Raw genomic sequence first — 22,461 nt, forward strand, 5'->3', positions numbered from 1 at the left:
CGTAATCTGGCAATGTTACTCCGCATATTGCTTGTAGTTCTCTACCTGCTTCATGATCTCATCGTAGGCGACATCGATGGTCTTCGGCGGGTATCCGTTCTTCTTCAGCAGCTTGGCAACATCGGCATAGAGCTCATCCTTAACATCCTGGCGATTCGTCCAGTCGGTGTACTTGGATTTGTTGCCAACAAGTTTCTGGATCTCTTTAGCCAAGAAGATATAGGTATCCTCCGAGAGCTGCTCTTTAAAGCCATACTTCTCGGCCACAGCAATGAGGATGTCATAGAAGGCTTTTTCCTCAAAGGTAATGCCGAGATCCTCAAACGACTGCTTTTCTTGCTTCAGGTCGTTAAAAATCTTCTCCAGTTCCTCGCTCAGATTATTTACCACGTCGTCGATGATATCTTCCACGTCGCTGATGGTATTCCTGGAATTGTAGCGATCAACAACATTCTTGAGCTTTTTAGAAAATTCAATCGCTTTCAAACGGTTGGTCTTCCCAAACTCTTTGATCGCCCGCTTCAACAGCTTTACCAACGCTTGATACTTGGTGTTCGGGTAAGGAATCTTTTTCAGCTTATCGATAAACTCATCGCTGAACAGCATTTGAATATCATCGGTGGGCTGCTCATCAAAATTGAATTCCTTCCCGCTGTAGGTAGAGCTGATCGCGCGGTTTACGAGCTCAGTAATGTGCTTATTCATCAAAGTGGCATCCGGCGTATCTCCAGCAGTCATCTTAAAGATAACCGAACGCACACACAGGAAGAAGTGGAGTTGCTCCACCTCCTGATCCGTAATCTGTTCATGGCCAATACAGACGTCAAAGGCTTTCTTGCAGCGCAGAGTAAAGCCCATAAAGTTATCTTTTCGGGCTTTCTCCGAGAGTACATATTCGACGCCTTTCTGAATGATCGTCAACCGTTCCAGCGGTGAAATACTTTCTGTGAAGAAGGCACTGTAATCATAGCCATGCATCAGCTGAATCGTCCGGTCTAAGAAATCCTTGAATACCACGAGCGAGGTGTCGATGCCGTTTACCGGCGTTATATCGCCATTATAGAGCTTCATGGCAGTAAGGATTGCGCCTTCCAATCCGATGTAATCGACGATCAAGCCCTCTTGCTTTCCCTTGAACACGCGGTTCACACGGGAAATGGTCTGGATTAAATTATGTGTTTCAACCGGCTTGTCCAAATACATGGTATCCATGGACGGCACATCAAAGCCAGTAATCCACATGTCTACCACGATGGCGATCTTCAGATTGGACTTGTCGTCTTTAAAGGCTCTGGCGTAGGCTTTACGGGTTTTGGCGTCACCGATCACAGCGGTCATCTCTGCCGGATCGTTTTTCCCGTTGGTGCAGACCAAGGCGATTTTCTCAATCTCAATGGCATCTCGATCAAGATGCGTACCCTCATATTCTGGGGCGCATTTACGCTTTACAAACCACTCGGGCCGCAGAGCCTTGACCTTGTTATATACTGTCCACGCAATCTCTCTGTCGTAGCATACGAACATGGCCTTTCCGTTTACTGTGGCATGCTCCTCGCAACGCTTCTCATAGTGCCAGATAAAATGTTTGACCACAATATCAAGCCGATCCGGGTTTCCGAGGATCACCTTTAGATTGGTCATGTCCTTTTTGGATTTTTCAATCTGATACTCATTTGCCCCAGCCTCCGCCTGCAGGCGATAATACTCATCGCAAGCCTGGGCCATTTTCTCATCCAGCTGCACCTCACGGGGACCGGGAAGCCTGGCAATCCCCACGGTGGAACCGTCATCAAGGGACTGTTTCATGGTATACTGAACCACAACCTCACCGAAGACACGCAAAGTGGCATCAATCGGCGTGCCAGTAAACCCTACATACGTGGCATTAGGAAAGGAGTCCCGCAAATATTTGGCAAAGCCATACGTTTTCTTAGCGTCGCTTTTCGAGATGACATACTTTGCCTCGGTGTTGGTCTGTGTCCGATGCGCTTCGTCTGAGATGCAGATGATATTTTTCCGGCGGCTCAAAAGGCTGATATCTTCGGAGAATTTTTGAATGGTCATCAGATAGATGCCGCCACTCTCAATATTGCCCAACTTTTCGAGGAGCTTCTTCCGATTAGCGATACTGACTGAGTTTTCGTCTATCAGATATTCTTTGGCATTCTCGAAGTCATCGGAGAGCTGCTCATCCAGATCGTTCCTGTCGGTAAGCAGAATGATGGTAGGCTTATGTAGCTCCAGCGATGTTGTCAGCCGCTTGGAGAGAAACAGCATGGTATAGGATTTACCGCAGCCGGTTGCGCCCCAATAAGTGCCGCCTTTTCCGCTTCCAGCCTCGTATGCCCCCAAAATATGTGCATACATCTTTTCCGCACCGTAGTATTGGTAATACTTCGGCAGGATCATCAGATTGTTGCCGCTGTTGTCCGGGAAGTAGATGTAGTTGCTCAGAATATTCAGTAAAGTCCTGTGTGCAAAAAGGCCGCGAATCAGGACATGGATCGACTCGATTCCGTCTGCGTTGCTGTAATCCTCGCCATTGGTAGAGTTCCATTTGAAATAGAACTCATAGCTGCTGAACAGTGATCCATAGCGAGTATTCGCACCATCGCTGATAACATTGATAAAGTCGAATTTCATAAGCGAGGGGATGTCCTGTGCATAGCGGATGTGGGTTTGAGCATAGGCATCCGCAATGGAGACGGTTTCATCCGCCGGGTTCTTGAGTTCAAAGACAGACACCGGAATGCCGTTGATGAATAGAACGATATCAGGACGGCGGTTATGATACTCTTCAAATTCAAACTGGTTAACCGTGCGAAACACATTGACCGTTTCTGCATCTTTGCCGAAATCAAAGAAGTCGATAAACTGGTCTGTCCCATCATCCCGACGCAGCGTGTAGCCTCGAGTCAGGAGCTTATAGGTTTCCTTCACGGAGCGATATAGTGACTGGTTGGAATAACTGGTTATATAGGAAATCAGGGTGTGCAGCTCATCCTCGGAAAAATAGCCATACTTCCGGCTGAGATATTCCTGAAAGTCATCCAGCAGGATAATATCGTCCTTTTCTCGATGGATGTCATAGCCGCACCGATACTCCCAGCCGCAACTTTCTAGCAATTCCAGTACAGCCAGTTCATAATCGTTTTCGTAGTATTTGAAGTGTGCCATCTCAGCGGCCTCCTTCTTCAATCGCTCCTTTTATTAACACAGGGCAAATGCTCTTAATATCCTCAGAACCATTGTGATTTGCGAGAAGAGCTTTGAATACTGCCACATATTTTCTCTGCACTTCAATTGGTGGCAGGCTGATTTTTATCTTACACATATCATTCCAGGAAAAAGTTTCTCTCGCAGATCCCCAGGAATGGAATCGAGCATAACGATCAAATTCAGGCCGACAGAAATAAAGAAACAAATATTCTGAAAGAAGTTCATTTGCCTTTTCCGCCTTGATTCCAAATACAATGGATATAGATGAAACCAAATATGTATCATCGCTATCATTGTATCCAAGGGATATCTTATCTCCGCGACGAGAGGTGTCAGGAACATATGCAAATTGAGAGGGAGACACCACCTTATAGTTGCTTAACAAAACTCCGTGAAGATTTGCTTTTGTCTCAATAAATGCCTTACTTGTTGCAATTCCCTTAACATCATTTGCGCCGTAAATATTATTGGCATTACGCATATCGGATTGGAAGATATAATCTCCAAGGGTAATACTATTCAATGTCATAGCCGATTTCCTCCATAGCACTTTCCAACATAGATAATGCTTGCTTCTGCTGCTTGACAGACTCTCTTAGCCTAAAATGTAGTTTTTCCATCTCCGCTGCAAAATCTATATCTGAATCTCGATCAATAAATTCAATATAATCGGACGGATAAAGGCTGTAGTCATTTAATCTTATCTCGTCCATTGTGGCAGAGTAACAAAATTCCGGTACATCGTGATAAAGGCTCTTCCAGTCCGGGGATTGCCACGCAAAAAGAGTCGAGGCGATTTTTTGTTTGTCGGCTTCGGTCAACTGGACATATCCGTCCTCGTTTGCGCCGCCGTCACCAAGGGTTCTGGCATCAATAAAGAGAATCTCATTCTCCCGATCTCGCAGCACTACCTCTTGACCCTCACGCTTTACCTTCTTGCTCTTTTTGTGGTTACCCACGATCCAGAGGGTAACGGAGATGTCCGTTGCGTAGAACATCTCTCTGGGCAGCACGATGATGGCTTCAATTTTTTGGTTCTCGATCAGCTGCTTACGGATCTTATATTCTTCGGCATCAGCGCCCAGAGCGCCGTTGGCCAGAAGAAACGCCGCAGTGCCGTTGTAGGAGAGCCGGGCCAGCATGTGCAGAATCCAAGCATAGTTGGCATTGCTGACGGGAGGAACTTCGTAGCCATCCCACCTGCGATCATTTTTCAGTTCGTTTTCTGTGCGCCAGTTTTTCAGGTTGAACGGGGGATTTGCCAAAATGAAGTCGGCCCGCAGATTCGGATGTTTGTCCGAAGAAAAGGTGGAGGCATCCATATCGCCGAGATCGCAGTTCAGGCCACGGATGGCCAGATTCATGCGGGCCAGCTTGTAGGTCTTGTCATTGGACTCTTGGCCATAAATAGTGATGTCTTTCTTATTACCCTGATGCCGTTTAATGAACTCTGCACTCTGCACGAACATACCGCCGGAACCGCAGCATGGATCATACACAGAACCGGAGTAGGGCTGAATGAGCAGAGTCATCAACTCAACGATGTTGGCCGGAGTATAGAACTCACCTTTTTCGGATTTGGCGGCAATACAGAACTTCTTCAGAAAATACTCGTACACGCGACCAATGACATCATCAGCCTCACCTTGGGAGTATTGAATCCGGTCAATCTCGTCAATCAGGGAAGAAAACTTAGATGGCTCAATGTGCAGTGTAATATAAAAACCGATGGGGAGCGCACCCTTTAAAGAGGGGTTGTTCTTCTCAATATTGCGGAACGCATCATCGATGTAGGTGAAAATCTTGTTGGATTTAGAGTTATCCTTGATATAGCTCCATCGATCCTTTTCCTCCAGGAAGAAAACATTGTCCTTGGAATAAAAACGCGGGTTCTCCACAAAATCTGCGGTGTCCTCGTCTGCCAGGAGCTTTTCGCGCTGTGCGTTGAACTTATCATAAGCAAACCGCAAGAACAGCAGCCCGAGCACCACATTCACATAATCGGTTGCAGATACACTGCCTCTCAATTTATTACATGCGTTCTACAGGCCAGCTTCCAGCGAGACCTGATTTTTAGCTTTTGCCATTGTCATAACACCTCTTGAACCACGAGTCCTATTTTTCTTATTGTATCATCTGATGGAATTTGCTCAAAGCATACTATTTACTCATCCACAAACTCCATAATATCATCTAACGAGCAGCCCAGAGCCTTACAGATCCGCCCCAGTACATCGGTAGTGACGTTATCCCCATGGGTGAGTTTGTTCATTGTATAATGGCTCACCTGCGCCATCTCTTCGAGATCTTTCTTTTTTAAGTCCCGGTCAATGAGCAACTTCCATAGCTTCTTGTAGCTTACTGCCATAATTGCGACCTCACTATCATCCTGATCTTTCGGGTTGATGTATATGGGCATTATATCATGAGATGTCTGAAAAATCAAATATATGTTAGCGTTCAAAAACTTAATGAAAGATTATATTACTTGCGCGCCTAGTTTGGTATTTTTCGACCATCTGTCGGCCATAGCTCCACTAGAGACAAAGAAAGCCGGGAGAGGTCTCCCGGCTTTCCTATGCTTACAATCTAATTGCTTGAAACTTTTATCTTAGCGCCAATGCAAACAAATAATAATGTTATTAAAAATGGTCTATAAGGGACTATCATTTTAGCGCCAGTCAATCAATGTGGTACAGATCCCACCAGATGCAGGGTATTGGACAAAATTAGGACTATTTATGCTGTGCGAATCAGAAAAAGATAAAGTTGTTTCTACCCTGATTGGATCGCCACCAGATAGCGGAGTGATATAGAGCGCAGGGGAATCAGTTCCTTGCTTGGGAGAAGAAAGAAATGCCACAGATGAACCGTCCGGGCTAAGTACGCCATTCCAGTTATACCGTGATGTCCCCGGAATAAACTCCGTCACTTCTCCAGTCGTAATATCAAAAATCACACTGTTAGTCTTCCGGTTATACTGTTTGACATATTGATCAACTAGGCACTGCGTTTCATTGACCCAGTCAGACAGATTATATCCAGAATCGCTATCAGCTGGGAGTGTGGGGAGTGCGGAGTTAATAATATCGCCTTCCTGTACAGCATCAAGCGTAATGTTTGTTAACGGCACATAGAAATAGTTCCGGCCATCATATGAAGTGTTATTGGCGTAGTAGACAAAACAGTCATCTGTAAAGCCACCAGCAAAATAACAGGCAGGATCATCAAAATCACTTTGCGCCTGTAGGCCAAGCGCTTCTGTTACATCATAAAATTCTCCAAACTCATTAAACCAACCCGCATGGTATTCGCCAGTGCCACTTATGTATTTAGTAGCCGCAATTTTAGAGAAATCTGAAGATACCCACTCACTGGCCGATGCCGAATAGACCGTCATGGTTGGTGGCAGATAGTAGATGTCTTTGCCGACATTACTGGTATATGTAACATCGAGTAAGGTCCGCTGCTCCCCAGTACTCGGGTCAATACAGACAATATTAAATGTACAGTCGCCAGAAATTTCCGATGTCATCGCAATAATTCCCGAAACTTCTTCCGGCTCGTTGGTCTCCACCGGATCTTCTGGCTCAGAAACCAATTCGCCGCTTTCCTCTGGCGGAATCTCATTTTCCACTTGTGACGATGTGGTTCCAGTAGGCGATTCTGTTGGGTTACTAGTTACCCCAACTTCCGATGCGCAGCCACCCAGCAGCAACATCCCAGCGCACAGCGCCAGTGCGAGTATTCTCTTTCTCATGTGTTTTATCCCCCTTAACCTCTTTTTTGATGGAAAGGTAATTTCTATTACTGGCATTGTAGATAGATCAAAAAAGATAATTTTGTAACAAAAATACCGCCTTTACAGCTGGATGTAACAAAATAATTCTTGTGTTACATTTTTCTGAAGGGAACCCCGTATCGCTACCTGCTCTTGGTCGCAACAGGGATGAATCTTTAGGAAAAACTTACCGCAACGGGGTGATTTCCCGTTGCAACTTGGCCTATTTAATGGTAAAATGGTATCTGTAGAATTAAAGTGATACATAGCCCCCTTGCCAAAGGATACGCTATACTGGAACGTATCTTTGACAAGGGGGCTTAATTTATAATTATGGCAGCTACGGAACCAATTAGAGACAAGAAACAGTTAAAGGCGCTGGCCGACTACTTTTTGAAGCGCGGCCAGCTTCGGAACTATACGCTGATCGTCATGGGAACAAGCACGGCGCTGAGGATCAGCGACCTACTCCGGCTCAGGTGGTCGGACGTATATGACGAACTACATAATACCTTCCGCACCCACATCACCATCATTGAGAAGAAAACCAAGAAAACCAAGACCATTGCCCTAAACAAACAGGTTCTCCAAGCGCTGCGCCTGTACCTTCCACACAGGCGTGGCGATTTTATTTTTGTCAGCAACCGCAAGGAAGGCAAGGCCATCAGTCGGGTACAGGCTTGGCGGATCATCCATGCGGCAGTAGTAGCAGTAGGCGTAGAAGGCAAAATCTCCTGTCATAGCCTAAGAAAAACTTGGGGCTACCATGCTTGGACGAGCAAGGAGATCTCGCCAGTAGTCATCATGCATATCTACAATCACAGTAATTATGAGGTAACCCGACGATACTTGGGAGTGGCACAGGACGATCTGGATCGAGCGTATCTGAGGATGGAGTTGTTCTAACGGAAGGGCTGCTATCTCGTCCCTGCGTCCTGTGGAAAACTCCAGCCCAAAACGTTTCGATTTTTCTGGAACATGCAAAATCTATGCTATAATGGTAGTGTTCAATCTACGATTCACGCATTATATGCGACGCTAATAAACGGCACCGCATATACATGTAGGGCGTTGCTCTTATGTGAATTGTGGATTGAACACCCATTGCGGTGTCGTTTTTTTACTATCAGCACCGCAGCACTAAGAAATAGGAGGTAGCGGTGTTAAGGATACACGGAACAAAGTTAAGTCAAAGTAAGTTCAGCTGGATGTCGTGGCTGGGATTGGCAGGAGCAGTCAGCTGCTGTGCCTTGGTATTAGTATTTGGCTTGATGTTGTTCCCATCACTGCCACAAGTGACATACGCAGCGATCCCTGAAGTTACTCCAAGTACGGGTACCTCTGTCGGCATTAACCTCCCTGCTTCAATCGATTTTGAAAGTGTCACTCCGACTCCTGACGGAGCAACTACCACCGCTACTGCTGACCTGACTGTCACCACTACCAATAGCGCCAGCTACAGCCTTTATCTATATTCCTCTGATGGCGACAACAGCCTCAGACCCAAAATCTCTGCCAACACCTCCTCAATTATCGCTACCGCAGGGGGTGTTGGCCTAACCTTAAGTAGCCTCGAGCCTAACACTTGGGGCTACAACCTTGGTACAGAAGCACCAACTGACAGCACTACTTACTCCGCCGTTCCCACCGATAACTCCACACCCATCCAGACCAAGGACACCTCCGACACCAACTCCGCCAACGATACCTACACCCTTTCCTTTGGAGCAAAGGTGGATACGACTGCGGCTTCTGGTGCCTATTCTAATACGCTGACGATTGCGGTAGTGGCGGAACCAGCAATGGTGACGGTAGCTTTTAACGGCAATGGTGCCACTAGTGGCAGTATGTCCTCTATCAAGATTCCGGCGGGTGAATCGCAGACACTCCCCGGCAATACCTTTATTCGCAGCGGCTACGTATTTAACGGCTGGAATACCGCTTCCAACGGTAGCGGTACATCCTACGCTGATGGTGCGAACTATACAGCCTCTACCAGCTATGCTGGTCAGACTGTTACGCTTTATGCACAATGGAGAACGCCCATTAACCAGCTTGACGATGTGACCTATATGCAAGATTTAACTGCCTCTCACTGCACAAATAGTGATAATGGAGCAACGGCAACTTTGCGAGATAGAAGGGATAACAACAGTTATACAATTGCTAAAATTAATGGCTACTGCTGGATGACGCAAAATCTCCGTCTGTCTAGAGGCAAAACTCTAACTCCGTCAGATTCAAACGTAGCCTCTAACTGGTATTTCCCAACAAATGATTTAACGCTAGGGGCTTCACTAAGTGAGGCACGATCTCACCCCGGAGATGCCACCACTGGTTATTGGTACAACTATTGTGCCACTTCTGCTGGTACCGTATGCTCTGAAATGTCGGTAAATGCGACTTACGATATCTGTCCTAAGGGCTGGAGATTACCAACAATGCGTGAACAGAGAAGTGTTGCTGGCGATTCAGATGAGACAGGATTCTCTGCCGTCACTGGTGGGTATTATGATGATGGCTCAATAGTTGGAGCTTCTTACTCAGGGATGTGGTGGTCAGCTACTGCACATAGCGGAAATCAGGGTCAGCATTACTATTCTCAGCTTTCTTCTGGCTATGTATTCTACGGTGGCTTTGGCGGAAGTGAACGCTACGGACTCTATGTGCGTTGTATCAAGTCTAATTAGCCTAGAGCTGAGACCATACCTATCTTAAAAGATACAAAGCCTTCGCCACTGAGTGTACGGAGGCTTTGATGCATCATCTGATTAACGCGTACTTATGAGTCCTGTGCCGCTTTCGTCAGAATTGTATAAACAACATATCCTGAGTACAGCTTCTGATCACCCAGAATAACGCCATTCAGGGCATCCAGCCCTAAGAATGTCCCATCGCTAGAAAAGAGTTTAATAGAAAGCACAGAGCCATTTGCCTTCCAATCATTGTAGATTTTCGCAGAACCAGTGACGTAGTGCAGGGTCATATCTTCTTTCGCTATAATATACGCCCTAGCCCACACAGCTTCCGGATCCGTGTTGTCCGCCCGTATTATTGCGCTGACATGCTTTCGTTCTCCTGCGGTTAGCTTAGTAGGAAAATTAGCGATTAAGCGCACATTGCGCGCCACACCCTTATATTTATGCTCCGCGCGATTTAGCTCCCACGCTGCATTGTTATGGTAATAGATATATACTTCATACTGTTTTCCGGCTTCCAGTGTGATGTTACCGCTATACGCTCGTCCAGAACTTTTTTCTTCAATCCGTACAAAGAAGCGCTCATCACCCAAAACCGGATTATCTGTTACCGAGTTAAACACTGCATGGTCTGCTGGCTGGTCAAACTTGTAGGTTGGGCGCTCTGGCCCCCAGCCGTATTTTACCGTGACCTCTGTGTGCTTATGTAAAACTTTGTCACCAACTGCAACCTTGCTCTGGTTCACCAGTTTCTCCGAGCCATCAGTCAGACCAGTATCTTTAGCTTCCGCCGTAAATTGCACACGTGCATCCTCGCCAGAATGGTAGCTTCCGATATTGAGCCCGCCCTCAACCAAAGCATCATTTTCTACGACGACACCGGTTCTGTTCCCAGAATTGATGAGAACAGTAGAGCCGGAAACGTACTGCATATTGGCGGGAATCTCATCACTGACAGTAACATTGGCATGGCTTGCCTCGCTGATATTCTTGTAGATAATTTGGTATTCAACTTGATCTCCAGCCCGTATATTGACCGTATCTTTCCAAGTCCGGTCTGGGTCGCCCTTGATACGCACTTTGGTCACCACTGTGTAGCCGCAAGCTTCTGTGGCTTTCTCAGTGGTTCTGGGGATTTTGCGCGGAGATCCCTCAACAATGAACGCTCCTCCCAGATAGCTGGGCTGCGGCATGGGATATTTGGCAGGAAGCCGCTCCGGGAAACGCTCAAGCAGATCAATGTAGACATTAGCGGCAAGACCCAGCGGTTCACCACTAGTTTGGCCGATAGCAGCAAGCAATCGTTCTACCAGCTTTTTGATAATCCTATCTTCAATTTTCTGTAGACTGCTGGATGGGTCTGCCCAATCGGAAGAAATCTGTTTGTTAGTATTTACAGCCTTATCCGCATATAACACGCGTCGTTCGTTGACGCTCCCGATATCTTCGTAACCCTGCAAAAGGCCAAAGGCAGCCAGCAAGATTTCTATATTGTCCCGTCCAGACACAAAACGGCTGAGCAGTTTTATGATGTAAGCCTCACAGAAAACCTGATACTGCTCCAAATCTTCATGATAGAGCGTTTTGTATCGATCAACAGAAACACTGCCTTCGAGTTCCCAAACCAAATCTTGGGCTGCATCTCTGCTTTTACGGAGATCTTTCAAAGTATCAAGTAACCTAGTTTCAAGTGACATTGGCACCGCAGACACCCCCTCTGCGCTTATAGATATTTTATTATACCATAATTTCTACCCTACAGAAAGCCATAGATGCCCAATGTAAGCCCAGTATGAGAAAAAAGCGCCGCCGGTTTCCCTCTGTGGGGTAGGCATTGTGAATAGAACTGTCAATAATAGCGCCCATAGGTTAGCTTATACTAACTTATGGGCGCTGTCTGTTTCAAGAAATATCTTCTTTTACTATTGGATTGAGCGGCACCAAAAAACTTTACCGAGGTAAGGTTCTTTTTTCTTCCGATGGCTTCTTTTGCGTTCGGAAAACCCATAGCAGACTCTGGGTGCGCTAAACTTCAATCAAACAAGGGCGCAGGATAAAGCCCTGAGAGTTGGAGGTACGCGCTATGCAGGAGAACAACATCATCGACATCCGCAACGAAGACGGGAAGCTGGTCGGGCGCTTTTGCTTTGAGACCGCCACCCTGACCATCAAACTCAAGGATTGCGTTACAGATATCCGCTACCAGTACGGCGGAGAACTGGAGGTGATCAATCGCAAGACCGCATAACCGCTACGCCAACTTTATCCTCACGGGGAAAGAGCACTAAATATGCAGATTTCCACACTTCGGACTTGCTTTCTGAGGCAATCTGAGTGATAGATGGTGTGCGATACAAAAAACCAAGGAAAGGAGTAAGACCTATGCGTATCAATTACAACGTGACTGGAGCAGACCGGAAAGCCCTCGTCCGGGCGATGGTGGAGCTTCTGGGCGAGCCGCCAGTTTACCAAGGCGCACCCAGCTTTGCCTATGCTGTCGGCAGCTACATAGTAGACAAGGACGGCGTGGTAAGCGTCCCGGATGATGCCAGCCCGGAAGATCTCCGCAAGCTGGTGGACGCACTGCGGGAGAAAGGCTTCCATCCAGCAGAACCGGCAGAGCAGCCCACAGCCGCTGCGGATACTGGGGAGTCCGATCCTGCACAGGCTGATGATGAGGATTTACGTTTCCTGATCATCAAAGTGCCACGGGATGGGTTTACCCCGGAAACAGAGGAAAACCTGCGGAGGATCATCGCCAGCAAAGCACCGCTGCTCAAAAAGGCATTGGAGACAGACTCGTTGGAAATCGTCTTCACTGAGGATGCTCTCTGCTTCCAGTGGTTTACCCTGCATGGAATCGACGGTGAGTCCGACACCTACAACCGTCTGGTCACCGCAATGTGCAAGATGGCCAAGGAACAAAAACGGGTGGTTGCCAAGGAATGTGCCACTGACAATGAGAAGTTTGCCATGCGGCTGTTCCTGATCCGCTTAGGATTTATTGGCGATGAATACAAAACCGCCCGGAGGATCCTGCTGAGGAACCTGACCGGAAACAGCAGCTGGCGCTCCGGCCGCCGCCCGGAACGGGCAGAACCTGCCCCGGCGGAAGGCGTGGAACCGGCACCGGCTGACACTGCGGCGGAGACATCCGCCGATGAGAAAGGGGGCGCACCTTATGAACAGTAACGGATTCCCAAGCCGCGAGGCCGTGGAGCGGGTACGGAAGATGTACCCCATCGGCTGCCGGGTAGAGCTCATCTCGATGGATGACCCCTACTCCAGCCTCACACCCGGCACAAAAGGCACTGTGCGCTCGGTGGACGACACCGGCACCGTCTTTGTGCGCTGGGACAATGGCTCCGGCCTCGGCGTCGTATATGGCGTTGACCGGATCCGTAAGCTGTAAGCTCACTGGGGATTCTCACACGAGAATCCCCCTTCACTATAACCGCAAAGAACAAAAATATGGAACGGAGGGATATTATGAAACGGATCATCAAATTGGAAGGCACGACAATCAGGACATTTATCCGCAAACGGGTAGCGGCCTATGCCCGCGTTTCGTCGGATAAGGACGCCCAGCTGCACTCCCTGTCGGCGCAGGTCAGCTACTACAACAGCTACATCGGCAGCCGGGAGGATTGGGAGTTTGCTGGCGTTTATGCGGACGAAGCGCTGACCGGCACCAAGGACAACCGCCCGGAGTTCCAGCGTATGCTGGCAGACTGTAGGGACGGAAAAATCGATATGATCATCACCAAATCCATCACCCGGTTTGCCCGCAACACTGTGACGCTCCTTGCCACCATCCGGGAGCTGAGAGATTTAGGGATTGATGTGTACTTTGAGAAGGAGAACATCCACACCCTCAGCGCGGACGGAGAGCTGATGATTACCCTGCTTGCCGCCTACGCACAGGAGGAAAGCTACAATGTCAGCGAGAACCAGAAGTGGCGCATCCGCAGGATGTTTGAGCAGGGACGCCCTAATACCGGGCGTATGTTGGGCTACCGCCTCAAAGATGGTGTCTTGCAGATCGTCCCGGAGGAAGCCGAGATCGTCAAAATGATCTTCGACGATTACCTCTCCGGCATGGGCAGGAACCTCATCGTGAAGAAGCTCATCCGCATGGGTGTCCCAACGCTGTCCGGCGGACAGTGGCGGGAAAGCACCGTTCTGGGAATCCTCACCAATGAGAAGTACACCGGAGATATGCTGTTACAGAAGACCTATTCTGTTGACCACCTCACCAAAAAGCAGATGATTAATCACGGGGAGCGGCGCAGGTACTATATCGAGAACAGCCACGAGCCTATCATCGATAAAGAGACCTTCACCAAGGTACAGCAGGAACTGGCGCGGCGGGCAGAAAAGTTTCCTAATACAGCACAAAAAACGAAGGAATACCCATTTACTGGGCTGATTCGGTGCGGCTTTTGCGGGAAGTATTTCCGCAGAAAAATTACCGCTTCAGGTACAAAGTATGCCAAGCCGGTCTGGATTTGCCCAACGTTCAACACCTACGGTAAAGACATCTGCTCAGCCCAGCAGATCCCGGAAAAAATCCTCATAGAGAAAACCTCCGAGGTTTTGGGTACGGCGGACTGGGATTGTGAGACCCTGCTGTCGTATGTCTCCGAGATATGGGTACCGGAGCATAATCTCCTGATATATGTGTTCCGCGACGGCCACACCGAAGAGGTCGCCTGGCAGAACCCGTCCCGCCGGGAGAGCTGGTCGGATGAGATGAAGCAATCTGCGCGGGAACGCCAGCGTCAGAGGGTGTTAGAACGGAGGGATCAAGATGGCCATACCGACTAAAAAGGTTCATATTATTGAGAAGACCGCGAGTCTGCCCTTTGCCGTGTTCAGCAATGAGCAGAGGAAAAAGCGCGTTGCGGCCTATGCCCGTGTCTCTACCGAGCAGGACGAACAGCAGTCCAGCTATGAGGCGCAGGTGGATTTCTACACCCGGCACATCAAAAACAACCCGGAGTGGGAGTTTGTAGAGGTCTATACGGACGAAGGCATCTCCGGCACCAGCACCAAAAAACGGGAGGGCTTCAACCGTATGATCGCCGATGCGCTGGATGGTAAGATTGACCTGATCCTCACCAAATCCATCAGCCGCTTCGCCCGCAACACCGTGGATTCCTTGACCGCTATCCGTAAGCTCAAGGAAAAAGGTGTGGAGGTCTACTTCGAGAAGGAGAATATCCACACTATGGACGCCAAAGGCGAGCTGATGATTACTATCATGAGCAGTCTGGCGCAGGAAGAAAGCCGCTCTATCAGCGAGAATGTCCGCTGGGGCAAGCGTAAGAGCATGGCCGATGGAAAGTTCTCTCTGGCCTACAGCCGCTTTCTGGGCTACGAGAAGGGCGAGGACGGCACCCTGCAAATCGTGGAGGAGGAAGCGGAAATCATCCGCAAAATCTACTCTCTCTATCTGGGCGGCCAGACCGTCCGCACGATTGCAGACTATCTGACCGCACAGGGCATCCCTACGCCTTCCGGTAAAAAACATTGGAGCGTTTCCACCATTATGAGCATCCTCCAGAATGAGAAATATAAAGGAGACGCTTTGCTCCAAAAGACCTACACCGCCGATTTTCTGACCAAGAAGGTTAAGAAGAACCACGGGGAAATCCAGCAATACTATGTGGAGAACTCGCACCCGGCCATTATTGACCCAGATACCTTTGCGCTGGTACAGAACGAGATCGTGGAAAGACGCCGCTCACGCCGCCAAATGCACCGGAGCAGTCTGTTTACCGCTAAACTCATCTGCGGGGACTGCGGCGGCAGCTACGGCAGGAAGGTGCTGCAATCCAACACCCAGTACCGGCACCATGTCTGGCGGTGCAATCAGAAGTACAAAGGCGATACCGTCTGTGCCACCCCCAGTTTGCGGGAGGATGAGATAAAGGAGTGCTTTGTCGCAGCCTTCAACCAGCTGCTTGGGGACAAGGAACAGTACATCGCCCGGTTTGAGGAGCTCCTGCCCATCATCACCGATACCGCTGAGCTGGAGCAGCACTTGGAAGAGTTCCAAGCCGACCATGATGCCAAAATGCAGCTGCTGAAGGGCTGCATTGAGAAAAACAAGCATCAGGTGCAGGATCAGGCGGAGTATACTGAGCGGTATAACGCCCTGCATGACGAGTGCCAGCAGCTGGAGGCGCAGATCGCCCGGCTGGAATCCAAAATCCATGCCCGACAGAGTAAAAAGGAAGAAATCCGCCGCTGGCTGGACAAGCTGCGGCAGTGCGGGGACATCCTGACAGAGTTTGATCCAGACCTTTGGAACTCTACTGTAGAAACAGTCACGGTGGGCAAAGAGAAGCTCCTGACCTTCCGGTTTAAGGATGGGACGGAGATTCCGGTGCCGATACCGGACAAAAAGTAACGCAGAACCATCTGCGAGCACCTTACAAGCCTACGGAGAAATCCGTGGGCTTTTTCTATCTTTAAGAAGTGAGTCATACTCAGCTTTGGCTGCGCTTTTTTGAGGGGGTGCAGAATGGGGAAAATTTTAAGGCATAAGCGGGACGGGTGCAAATCGCAAACTATCACCGGCGCGGGTGCATCGGGTGCAAAACGGGATATTCCGTGTAGAGGCAAGGCGTAAAGCTATATACGGGAACCGGCTCACATGCGCTCCCAGCGCCGGAAAATGGGCATAAAAAAGGGGAAAACCCCTGTAAACAGGGATTTTCCCCTCGCCACTTTTTTATCAAAAGTGACGTCTTAATATGGAGTGTAAGACCAATTGAGATATTTGCGGAAATCCATGATTTTCAAGGCTTTGCGGGTTTTCACCCATTATTTTTTTGCCGTTTTCGCTGCGATGGCTGCGGATTTTCCACCCGAGGGTCAATTTTAGTGTTCGACCAAAAAAGATGTCCGCTTTATCCATGCCGAAAGATTGACTGAGAGAAGCGCCTGCTTCATCGGGCACATCATCCAAGGAGTTCGTCCAGCAGGTAGTTGTATTCCGGCAGCTGATCCGTGTACTCTTTCATCCATTCCCGCATAGCTCGCTTTTCCAGATTGGTTGCTTCCGTGTAATCCTCGCTGTGCCCTTCCTGCTCCATAAAGTCGTATGCGAGATTCTGATAGATCTCTTTCACCAATGTTTCGGGATCTTCCAATCGTGTTACATTGGAGTCATCAATGGAATCCGCCGCAGGCAGGCCAAGCAGAACATACCCGAACTTTTTCGAATAGACCACATCGAGCAATTCAGAGACTTCAATGTAGTTCTGGAATACCCCAAGGACCCTCTCAAGCTCACTTTTCTTTTCCTCTAATGAACTCATGGCAACATCTCCTTCCTGCCGGAATGAGCAACTTTCCCGGTCTGGTGTATGTGGTTCCTTTATTATACCGCATTTTCTTTGGCCGTGGAAGAGAGGTGGGACGGGAACTTTTCCCAATCACATGGTCTGTTCCATCGTTGCCACCCGGAAATAACCATGAGAATATGCGGGGGCCAGATCAATTTCGCCATCTGGGCAATAGACCCGAACTCCTGCTGCGGTCAACTTTTCTCCAATCGCCGCCAAACCTTCGGCGTCACGAGCCAGACGGTCGCCGTTCATCACCAGCACCCGGTCATAGACTCCATGTCGTGCATCACGGATCAGCGTTCGAATGCTCTGTCGGTTTGCGTCCAAGCCGCTCTCATATTGGAGCATCTCTGCGGAAATCGAAAAGCCAAGCTGGCCGGCGAGGCTTCGGAGTGCGGTGAGCTGCTGGTTTATGGCGAGACAGTTGCTTTCCGTAGACGCTCCATCTACCCGGCAGTATAGGCAGCACTTAGACATCTGATTTGACCTCCTTGAACGAATTTGGGGAGACGCTAACATTCAGCCCTGACATTCATCCCGGATGAAATCATACAGGGATTCCGGTTCCTTCAGGCACCACTTAGTTTTTTCATCATCGGTCCAGACTTCATAGTCCGGGGCGGCATCGTAAAGCCACCAGCTGATATAGTCGTACTGGTCGTTGACCGCTTCCTTCAGTACATCCAGCAAGGCGGCAAGAAGCGGCGCTCCGCCCTCAAATACGAAATGTCCGTCTCCCATCAGGGTGAGTACCTTACTGAACTGTTCGTCTCGATTCTTTTGCGCTTGGATTTTTCGCAGGGCTTCACAGAAGGTTTCTTTGGACAGCATTAAATCCCCCTCCCAGATTCTCCCCCTCCGCTTCCTGTTCGGCTTTCCATTTCAGAAGCAAGGAGATGGCCATCTCCTGAGTAGCGGGATCGACGCAGAACTCGAAGAACTTCACAGCCAACATTTCTGGCGTCAGCCCCATCGGGGCGATTACCGCTTTCAGTTGCTCCAGAAGTTCCGCATCTACTTGGATTTCCATGAGCTCATATCGCTTTTCATCCATGGTGCGTTTCCTCGCCTTCCGGAGATTCCTTCCGCAACTCGTCCAGCCGCTGCCGGAACAGCTCCTGGAGCTCCTTCCAGACCTGCGGCTGCTTGAGGGGCGCTATCGGCTGGTTCAGTTCCCGCTCCAGATCGGCGACAGCCACCGACAGCGTCTTTTCATCGAACAACTGGTAGTGGCGACGAAGATACTGGACGACCGCCGCACTCTCCTCATCTTCGCTGCGCATGGCATAGCGGAGGGCGCTGTTGATGACACAGAAAAAGTCATCCACATAGTCAAGGTTGAACCAGGAGGCTGGGCAGAGAACCAGGTCATCTTTGCCTTCCTCGGTGATCACCAGCCCAATGTCCTCGCGGCTTATCCTTTCCAGCACGGTGTCCAGGTCATCTGCCAGTACTTGGCGTGAGATGCGTTCCATGCTTTCCAGAGGTTGTAAAATCGGCATCCTTTCCTTCCTCCTATCGTCTTCTTTGATTTTGCCAGATGTGAGCACCCGACTCAAGCTGTGCCACAATCGAGGATATGGCTCCTGTTCTCCATATCGGTTTAAATGTGCGCGGATCTCTGCCACAGCGGTGGAACGGGTAGCTTCGTCCAGACGGCTCAGGTTCCGGCAGGTGAATTCTGCAGCTATGCCGGGCATATAGGTGTGCCGCCCCAGACTGTACTGGATCGCTGCCAGAACGATATGCCGCAGCCCTCCATTCAAAATGGGAGCGAGGATTCTCACGGAGAACAGCAGCCCGGTGCTTCCTTTTTGGGACTGGAGAGAGAGGCTGTTTCGCTCGGCTCGTTCCATCATGTGCGTCCAGTCCTGCTGTGCGATGAAACCGGCTACAGGAGCCACCTCATAAAAGCCTCTTTTATGTCTCACGGCTGCACCTCAAGCCCGGATTTTGACTGACCTTTATACAGAAAATTGTTGGCCTCCATCTCCTCAAAGGTGACCGGCTCGAAGTGATTGACATCCACTCCGGCATTCAGCATTCTCTCGTTTGCCTGGATGAGCGGCCAGTAATCCGCGTCGGTATTGCCGTGGATGTGGCCAAAGACCATGTAGCAGCGCATGATGTGAGGCCAAGACATCATGGGGTAGTGACAGAGTGTGTACTGCCGCTTCCCGTCTGCGACATACAATAGGTTATTGACACTTTCAAAGAACTGTTCCGTCTGACAACTCCTGATCCATCCCCTGTCATGATTCCCAAGGATGAGATGTTTCTTCCCCTGCAGCCGCCGCAGGTATTCCTCCGGCGGCTTTTGGCTGCGGTAGATCAGGTCGCCGAGGATATAGACAGTATCCTTCCCTGTGACCTTATGGTTCCAGTTTTCGATGAGAGTTTCGTCCATCTCCTCGATACTGGAAAAGGGCCGATTGCAAAGGCGGATGCAGTTTTCGTGACCGAGATGTAGGTCAGAGGTAAAGAAGATCATGGGGTTTCACCCTCCTTCTTCATCCTGGGAACTGGGATTGGCTGCCATCGGCAGTATTTTGCAAGTTCATCCTGACGCTCCCGAGGCAGGTTCATAAAATCGACAATGCTCTCTCCCGGAAACCTGGCGTGGCAGTAGGCGGGAAAGACTCCCTCCGGCACGATGCCGATGGACTCCGCTCCGGTCAGGCGGGCCTTCAGTTCCTCTGCGTTTCGGATACATGCGGGAACGCCTGCCCGATGAAGCGCCAGAAAGAAGCGGACCGCCTCAATCGTCCGGGTCTCCGCAAGACCGGCCACCACCAGATAGTAGCCATGTGCATCCCGGTGTACGATGCAGTCAATGTGGGTGCTGTTGCCGCCCCGGCATACCTCCCAGGGGTGGCCGGTGCGGGGACGCTCTTTCAGCCACCGGGCAAAGGCTTCGGGGGAATCTCCGTCCAGCTTGGACAGTCCCTCGTCCCGCCCATCGGCGTGGAGAGCGTACTGCTCTTTTTCCGATTTCTCCGTTCCGGTGTAACCCATAGCCCGATAGCCCAGAGCACAGAAGTGATAGAATTCGTTTGCGGTCACGGATGGGAGCCGCTTGTTATTTCCCAAAGGATACCCCGCCGCCGAGGTGAGAAACTCCTCCACCTCCTGCTGGGAGAAGTCCTGGAAGAACTCCTCCTTCCACTGTGGGAATACCCTCCACAGATCCCGGCGCAGGATGGTTCCGGTTCGATGCCAGATGGGCAGCTCCCGTTCCACCAGTTCCTGATAAGAACCGGTTTCCACCATCTGAACGGCGTCCCGTACCGCCTCCTCCAGCCAAGCGGTGAATTTGGAGATATCGTTGGGGAAGGAACGTTCTCTGCGGCCATCCACTTCCAGCACATGCCGATGCCCCAAGAATATTGCCCGATACCCGATCTCTTGATCCTCGCCGGCGGCAAAGTGGAACCACGCTGCCTCCTCCGGGAACTCGGAATGCCACCAGGTTTCAAACTCCTCAAAGCTCTCCACCTGGCCGTCCGCCCGCAGCTCCTCAAAGCTACCGAAGTCTTCGATGGTACCTCGCTCCGCACGGAGCCATAGTTCCCAGCTTGTGTTCTCCGGGCCTGGCTCCAGCCGGTGGAGAAGGCGGAAGATCCGGTCGATGGCCGCATAGGATGTCTCGTCATAGGTGAAGGAGCAGTTGATGTTTCGGTATTCCACCCGACCCAGCCAGTTGATGTAGTGCTTGATCTCCGGTGCTTTCATGTTTTCACCTCCTCAGTATCCGTGTCCCCATCCTCCGTTTCCTCAAACTGGAGCCGGAAGAGGGCAGTGTGCTCTCCCACAAGAGCGGGGTATTTGTAATAGACATGGCGGCAGAGGGTTTTGTACAGTTCAAGGAGCCTCGGATCATCTCCGAAGTCCACAAGCCCGTCCATGATTCGCTCGATCTCCCGCTCCTCGGTGATCCTGCCGTTCAACACCTGTTCTACCAAACGGCTGTATTGCTGATACGCGGCGTCCATTAGGCGGGAAATCTCCTGGATGATCTCACGGATTGCGGCAAAGCACGCCTCCCGCTCCTTGGCCTCCGGTCTTTCTTCCTCCGTCATAATGCGCCCCCTCCCGTCAAGAGCTGCGGCGCAGCCTCCACGCTGTGGAAGAGGAAGTGCATCCGGTCGATATGCTTGTCAATATGCCAGTGCCCACAGAACCAGTGGTCGTATTTGAGTTTCCGCTCGATCTCTTCCAGCCATTTCTCGGTAGAGTCGTCCACGGTACTCTGGTCGATCATCGGAAGAAAGGCCTCGCGAGGCTCATACGGATAGGGACAGGTGTGGGAGAGGACGGTATCTACCTGCCACCCGCAGGCGTCCAGCGTCTGGATAACCTTGTCCTTGATCTCCTGGGAGGGCTGCTCATCCGGCCACCAGCCGTAACCTCTGGCCAGCCGGTAGAATTTGTCCACGCTGTAAGCTCCGCCGATGACCAAGTGTCGGAGCCCTTCCAGATCAAAGATCTCACCATCCATAGCAAACAGCAGGCGGGGAAAGGCTTCCTCTACCCAGACTGTCCCGCCGTTCCACTGCTTCGTCCGATAGGAAGGGATGCTGGTCGGCCGGATCTCATGGTTGCCGTGGATGCAGAGCATCGTCGGCTTTACGGCGGTAAGAACTTTCTTCATCTCTGTGTCTCGCCGGTTTCGGTAGTAGTTCGCTCCTACATCCCCAAGCAGAACCAGAGTATCCTGCTCTGTCAGCTTCTTGCTGTCGCAAAACTGTATGACCTCATAGGGGTCTCCGTGGATATCACCCGTGTAATAGATCATTGGTCATTCCACCTTTCTTTTCTCATTATACCAACTCGGAAGGCCCATATCCGGGACTTTCCAAAAACATATCCACTGTTCCAAAAATATATCCACCTTTACTGGCATAGATCGACCGGCAGTCAATGCTCGTGACTTCCGGTTGATTGCTTTCTCAGGTTCAGACGGTAAAATCAAAGTTATCTGGTTTACCGTATCTGCCTTGATGCTCTTTCAAGGAAGCTTTCAGCGATTTTATAACATCCAGGAGAATCAGCATCTCATAGGTGCTGCAATCCGAAAGGAGTAGAGCGATTTCTTCGCTGGCGCACCGTTCAGTGCTGATGATTTGCTCCATCAAAAGCCGGTCGGGAGATACGCCCAAGGCATTGGCGATAAGCACAAAGGTGTCAAGGCTCATGCTCTTGATCCCGCTCTCTATGTAGCTGATGTAAGATGGCGTTTTATCCACCAGTTCAGAGAGCATCGCTTGCGAAAGGTGGTTGCGCTGGCGGACTTCACGGATGTGTTTTCCAATGACTTTGTAGTTCAGGCTCATAATAAGACCTCCAAAAAAATTTTGCAGTCTTATTATAGTGTTTAGATTATATCATCAACTCGGCCTTATAT

The 22,461-nt window shown here is 50.0% G+C and carries 24 protein-coding genes and 1 pseudogene; 7 read left to right on the forward strand and 18 right to left on the reverse strand.

The genetic code is table 11. The features are described 5' to 3' along the window. Positions 1–15: 15 nt before the first annotated feature. The 6 genes and pseudogenes from B5F94_RS02260 to B5F94_RS16110 all read right to left on the reverse strand — a co-directional run bounded on the left by B5F94_RS02260 (position 16) and on the right by B5F94_RS16110 (position 6,979). Positions 16–3,177, reverse strand: a complete 3,162-nt coding sequence (locus B5F94_RS02260; RefSeq protein WP_087327356.1) for a type I restriction endonuclease subunit R — start codon at positions 3,175–3,177, stop codon at positions 16–18. 1 nt (position 3,178) lies between these two features. Further along, positions 3,179–3,748, reverse strand: coding sequence for a restriction endonuclease subunit S (locus tag B5F94_RS02265; RefSeq protein WP_087327359.1), 570 nt, complete (start codon positions 3,746–3,748; stop codon positions 3,179–3,181). Continuing rightward, positions 3,735–4,931 (reverse strand): N-6 DNA methylase, encoded by a 1,197-nt coding sequence (locus tag B5F94_RS02270; RefSeq protein ID WP_343212780.1) that lies wholly within the window; start codon positions 4,929–4,931, stop codon positions 3,735–3,737. The genes B5F94_RS02265 and B5F94_RS02270 overlap by 14 nt, the downstream gene beginning before the upstream one ends. Next, positions 4,905–5,249: pseudogene (locus B5F94_RS17105) on the reverse strand (type I restriction-modification system subunit M N-terminal domain-containing protein); the annotation flags it as partial. The gene B5F94_RS02270 and the pseudogene B5F94_RS17105, both read right to left, overlap by 27 nt. Before the next feature lie 134 nt (positions 5,250–5,383). Further along, on the reverse strand, positions 5,384–5,587 hold the full coding sequence (locus B5F94_RS02275) for a helix-turn-helix domain-containing protein (protein WP_087327362.1): 204 nt from the start codon (positions 5,585–5,587) through the stop codon (positions 5,384–5,386). A 303-nt stretch (positions 5,588–5,890) separates the two neighbouring features. Then, positions 5,891–6,979, reverse strand: a complete 1,089-nt coding sequence (locus B5F94_RS16110) for a hypothetical protein (RefSeq protein WP_143383230.1) — start codon at positions 6,977–6,979, stop codon at positions 5,891–5,893. A gap of 354 nt (positions 6,980–7,333) precedes the next feature. Here B5F94_RS16110 and B5F94_RS02280 point away from each other — a divergent pair, with 354 nt between their 5' ends. After that, a complete protein-coding gene (locus tag B5F94_RS02280) occupies positions 7,334–7,906 on the forward strand; it encodes a tyrosine-type recombinase/integrase (protein WP_087327365.1) in 573 nt (190 codons plus the stop codon). 254 nt (positions 7,907–8,160) lie between these two features. Next, entirely contained in the window at positions 8,161–9,690 is a 1,530-nt protein-coding gene (locus B5F94_RS02285) for an InlB B-repeat-containing protein (RefSeq protein ID WP_087327368.1), read from the forward strand. A gap of 92 nt (positions 9,691–9,782) precedes the next feature. Here the strand turns inward: B5F94_RS02285 and B5F94_RS02290 are convergent, their stop codons facing one another. Beyond that, the gene (locus B5F94_RS02290; RefSeq protein WP_087327373.1) at positions 9,783–11,396 is read right to left on the reverse strand and encodes a DUF11 domain-containing protein; all 1,614 of its coding nucleotides are present in this window, start codon (positions 11,394–11,396) and stop codon (positions 9,783–9,785) included. Between the two features lie 386 nt (positions 11,397–11,782). Here B5F94_RS02290 and B5F94_RS16385 point away from each other — a divergent pair, with 386 nt between their 5' ends. The 5 genes from B5F94_RS16385 to B5F94_RS02310 all read left to right on the forward strand — a co-directional run bounded on the left by B5F94_RS16385 (position 11,783) and on the right by B5F94_RS02310 (position 16,114). Next, a complete protein-coding gene (locus tag B5F94_RS16385) occupies positions 11,783–11,947 on the forward strand; it encodes a hypothetical protein (RefSeq protein WP_158100242.1) in 165 nt (54 codons plus the stop codon). A gap of 134 nt (positions 11,948–12,081) precedes the next feature. Continuing rightward, positions 12,082–12,891, forward strand: coding sequence for a hypothetical protein (locus B5F94_RS02295; protein ID WP_204247460.1), 810 nt, complete (start codon positions 12,082–12,084; stop codon positions 12,889–12,891). Next, complete coding sequence (locus B5F94_RS02300; RefSeq protein ID WP_087327376.1) at positions 12,881–13,111, forward strand: DUF4314 domain-containing protein; 231 nt, start codon at positions 12,881–12,883, stop codon at positions 13,109–13,111. The genes B5F94_RS02295 and B5F94_RS02300 overlap by 11 nt, the downstream gene beginning before the upstream one ends. 77 nt (positions 13,112–13,188) lie before the next feature. Further along, entirely contained in the window at positions 13,189–14,526 is a 1,338-nt protein-coding gene (locus B5F94_RS02305) for a recombinase family protein (protein WP_087327379.1), read from the forward strand. Beyond that, complete coding sequence (locus B5F94_RS02310) at positions 14,510–16,114, forward strand: recombinase family protein (RefSeq protein WP_087327382.1); 1,605 nt, start codon at positions 14,510–14,512, stop codon at positions 16,112–16,114. Before B5F94_RS02305 ends, B5F94_RS02310 begins: the two co-directional genes overlap by 17 nt. Before the next feature lie 327 nt (positions 16,115–16,441). Here the strand turns inward: B5F94_RS02310 and B5F94_RS16115 are convergent, their stop codons facing one another. The 11 genes from B5F94_RS16115 to B5F94_RS02360 all read right to left on the reverse strand — a co-directional run bounded on the left by B5F94_RS16115 (position 16,442) and on the right by B5F94_RS02360 (position 22,390). Then, positions 16,442–16,675 carry a hypothetical protein gene (locus tag B5F94_RS16115; protein WP_143383231.1) on the reverse strand — a complete coding sequence of 78 codons (234 nt, stop codon included), beginning with the start codon at positions 16,673–16,675 and terminating at the stop codon, positions 16,442–16,444. Then, positions 16,668–17,027, reverse strand: coding sequence for a hypothetical protein (locus tag B5F94_RS02315; RefSeq protein WP_071430638.1), 360 nt, complete (start codon positions 17,025–17,027; stop codon positions 16,668–16,670). The genes B5F94_RS16115 and B5F94_RS02315 overlap by 8 nt, the downstream gene beginning before the upstream one ends. Before the next feature lie 117 nt (positions 17,028–17,144). Beyond that, positions 17,145–17,534 (reverse strand): recombinase family protein, encoded by a 390-nt coding sequence (locus B5F94_RS02320; RefSeq protein WP_071430640.1) that lies wholly within the window; start codon positions 17,532–17,534, stop codon positions 17,145–17,147. Between the two features lie 42 nt (positions 17,535–17,576). Next, positions 17,577–17,888, reverse strand: a complete 312-nt coding sequence (locus B5F94_RS02325; protein WP_087327387.1) for a hypothetical protein — start codon at positions 17,886–17,888, stop codon at positions 17,577–17,579. Then, positions 17,863–18,111 (reverse strand): hypothetical protein, encoded by a 249-nt coding sequence (locus B5F94_RS02330; RefSeq protein WP_087327391.1) that lies wholly within the window; start codon positions 18,109–18,111, stop codon positions 17,863–17,865. The genes B5F94_RS02325 and B5F94_RS02330 overlap by 26 nt, the downstream gene beginning before the upstream one ends. Further along, positions 18,104–18,988, reverse strand: a complete 885-nt coding sequence (locus B5F94_RS16390; protein WP_158100243.1) for a hypothetical protein — start codon at positions 18,986–18,988, stop codon at positions 18,104–18,106. Before B5F94_RS16390 ends, B5F94_RS02330 begins: the two co-directional genes overlap by 8 nt. Beyond that, entirely contained in the window at positions 18,985–19,548 is a 564-nt protein-coding gene (locus tag B5F94_RS02340) for a metallophosphoesterase (protein WP_087327397.1), read from the reverse strand. Before B5F94_RS02340 ends, B5F94_RS16390 begins: the two co-directional genes overlap by 4 nt. Then, positions 19,545–20,789 carry a hypothetical protein gene (locus B5F94_RS02345; RefSeq protein ID WP_087327401.1) on the reverse strand — a complete coding sequence of 415 codons (1,245 nt, stop codon included), beginning with the start codon at positions 20,787–20,789 and terminating at the stop codon, positions 19,545–19,547. Before B5F94_RS02345 ends, B5F94_RS02340 begins: the two co-directional genes overlap by 4 nt. Beyond that, on the reverse strand, positions 20,786–21,136 hold the full coding sequence (locus B5F94_RS02350; RefSeq protein ID WP_087327403.1) for a hypothetical protein: 351 nt from the start codon (positions 21,134–21,136) through the stop codon (positions 20,786–20,788). The genes B5F94_RS02345 and B5F94_RS02350 overlap by 4 nt, the downstream gene beginning before the upstream one ends. Continuing rightward, the gene (locus tag B5F94_RS02355) at positions 21,133–21,852 is read right to left on the reverse strand and encodes a metallophosphoesterase (RefSeq protein WP_071430654.1); all 720 of its coding nucleotides are present in this window, start codon (positions 21,850–21,852) and stop codon (positions 21,133–21,135) included. Before B5F94_RS02355 ends, B5F94_RS02350 begins: the two co-directional genes overlap by 4 nt. Before the next feature lie 160 nt (positions 21,853–22,012). Further along, positions 22,013–22,390: a helix-turn-helix domain-containing protein gene (locus tag B5F94_RS02360; protein WP_071430656.1), complete on the reverse strand. Its 378-nt coding sequence runs from the start codon at positions 22,388–22,390 to the stop codon at positions 22,013–22,015. Positions 22,391–22,461: the final 71 nt, after the last annotated feature.

Source organism: Flavonifractor sp. An4, assembly GCF_002161755.1.
Classification (GTDB): Bacteria; Bacillota; Clostridia; order Oscillospirales; family Oscillospiraceae; genus Flavonifractor; species Flavonifractor avicola.

Coding starts and splice junctions, on each gene's coding strand:
- B5F94_RS02350 (WP_087327403.1), bottom strand. CDS start 21,136: ATGACGGAGGAAGAAAGACCGGAGGCCAAGGAGCGGGAGGCGTGCTTT.
- B5F94_RS02310 (WP_087327382.1), top strand. CDS start 14,510: ATGGCCATACCGACTAAAAAGGTTCATATTATTGAGAAGACCGCGAGT.
- B5F94_RS02325 (WP_087327387.1), bottom strand. CDS start 17,888: ATGCTGTCCAAAGAAACCTTCTGTGAAGCCCTGCGAAAAATCCAAGCG.
- B5F94_RS02295 (WP_204247460.1), top strand. CDS start 12,082: ATGCGTATCAATTACAACGTGACTGGAGCAGACCGGAAAGCCCTCGTC.
- B5F94_RS02315 (WP_071430638.1), bottom strand. CDS start 17,027: ATGAGTTCATTAGAGGAAAAGAAAAGTGAGCTTGAGAGGGTCCTTGGG.
- B5F94_RS02360 (WP_071430656.1), bottom strand. CDS start 22,390: ATGAGCCTGAACTACAAAGTCATTGGAAAACACATCCGTGAAGTCCGC.
- B5F94_RS02345 (WP_087327401.1), bottom strand. CDS start 20,789: ATGAAAGCACCGGAGATCAAGCACTACATCAACTGGCTGGGTCGGGTG.
- B5F94_RS02330 (WP_087327391.1), bottom strand. CDS start 18,111: ATGGATGAAAAGCGATATGAGCTCATGGAAATCCAAGTAGATGCGGAA.
- B5F94_RS02275 (WP_087327362.1), bottom strand. CDS start 5,587: ATGGCAGTAAGCTACAAGAAGCTATGGAAGTTGCTCATTGACCGGGAC.
- B5F94_RS02280 (WP_087327365.1), top strand. CDS start 7,334: ATGGCAGCTACGGAACCAATTAGAGACAAGAAACAGTTAAAGGCGCTG.
- B5F94_RS02260 (WP_087327356.1), bottom strand. CDS start 3,177: ATGGCACACTTCAAATACTACGAAAACGATTATGAACTGGCTGTACTG.
- B5F94_RS02355 (WP_071430654.1), bottom strand. CDS start 21,852: ATGATCTATTACACGGGTGATATCCACGGAGACCCCTATGAGGTCATA.
- B5F94_RS02290 (WP_087327373.1), bottom strand. CDS start 11,396: ATGTCACTTGAAACTAGGTTACTTGATACTTTGAAAGATCTCCGTAAA.
- B5F94_RS02305 (WP_087327379.1), top strand. CDS start 13,189: ATGAAACGGATCATCAAATTGGAAGGCACGACAATCAGGACATTTATC.
- B5F94_RS16385 (WP_158100242.1), top strand. CDS start 11,783: ATGCAGGAGAACAACATCATCGACATCCGCAACGAAGACGGGAAGCTG.
- B5F94_RS02265 (WP_087327359.1), bottom strand. CDS start 3,748: ATGACATTGAATAGTATTACCCTTGGAGATTATATCTTCCAATCCGAT.
- B5F94_RS02320 (WP_071430640.1), bottom strand. CDS start 17,534: ATGTCTAAGTGCTGCCTATACTGCCGGGTAGATGGAGCGTCTACGGAA.
- B5F94_RS02340 (WP_087327397.1), bottom strand. CDS start 19,548: ATGATCTTCTTTACCTCTGACCTACATCTCGGTCACGAAAACTGCATC.
- B5F94_RS02300 (WP_087327376.1), top strand. CDS start 12,881: ATGAACAGTAACGGATTCCCAAGCCGCGAGGCCGTGGAGCGGGTACGG.
- B5F94_RS16110 (WP_143383230.1), bottom strand. CDS start 6,979: ATGAGAAAGAGAATACTCGCACTGGCGCTGTGCGCTGGGATGTTGCTG.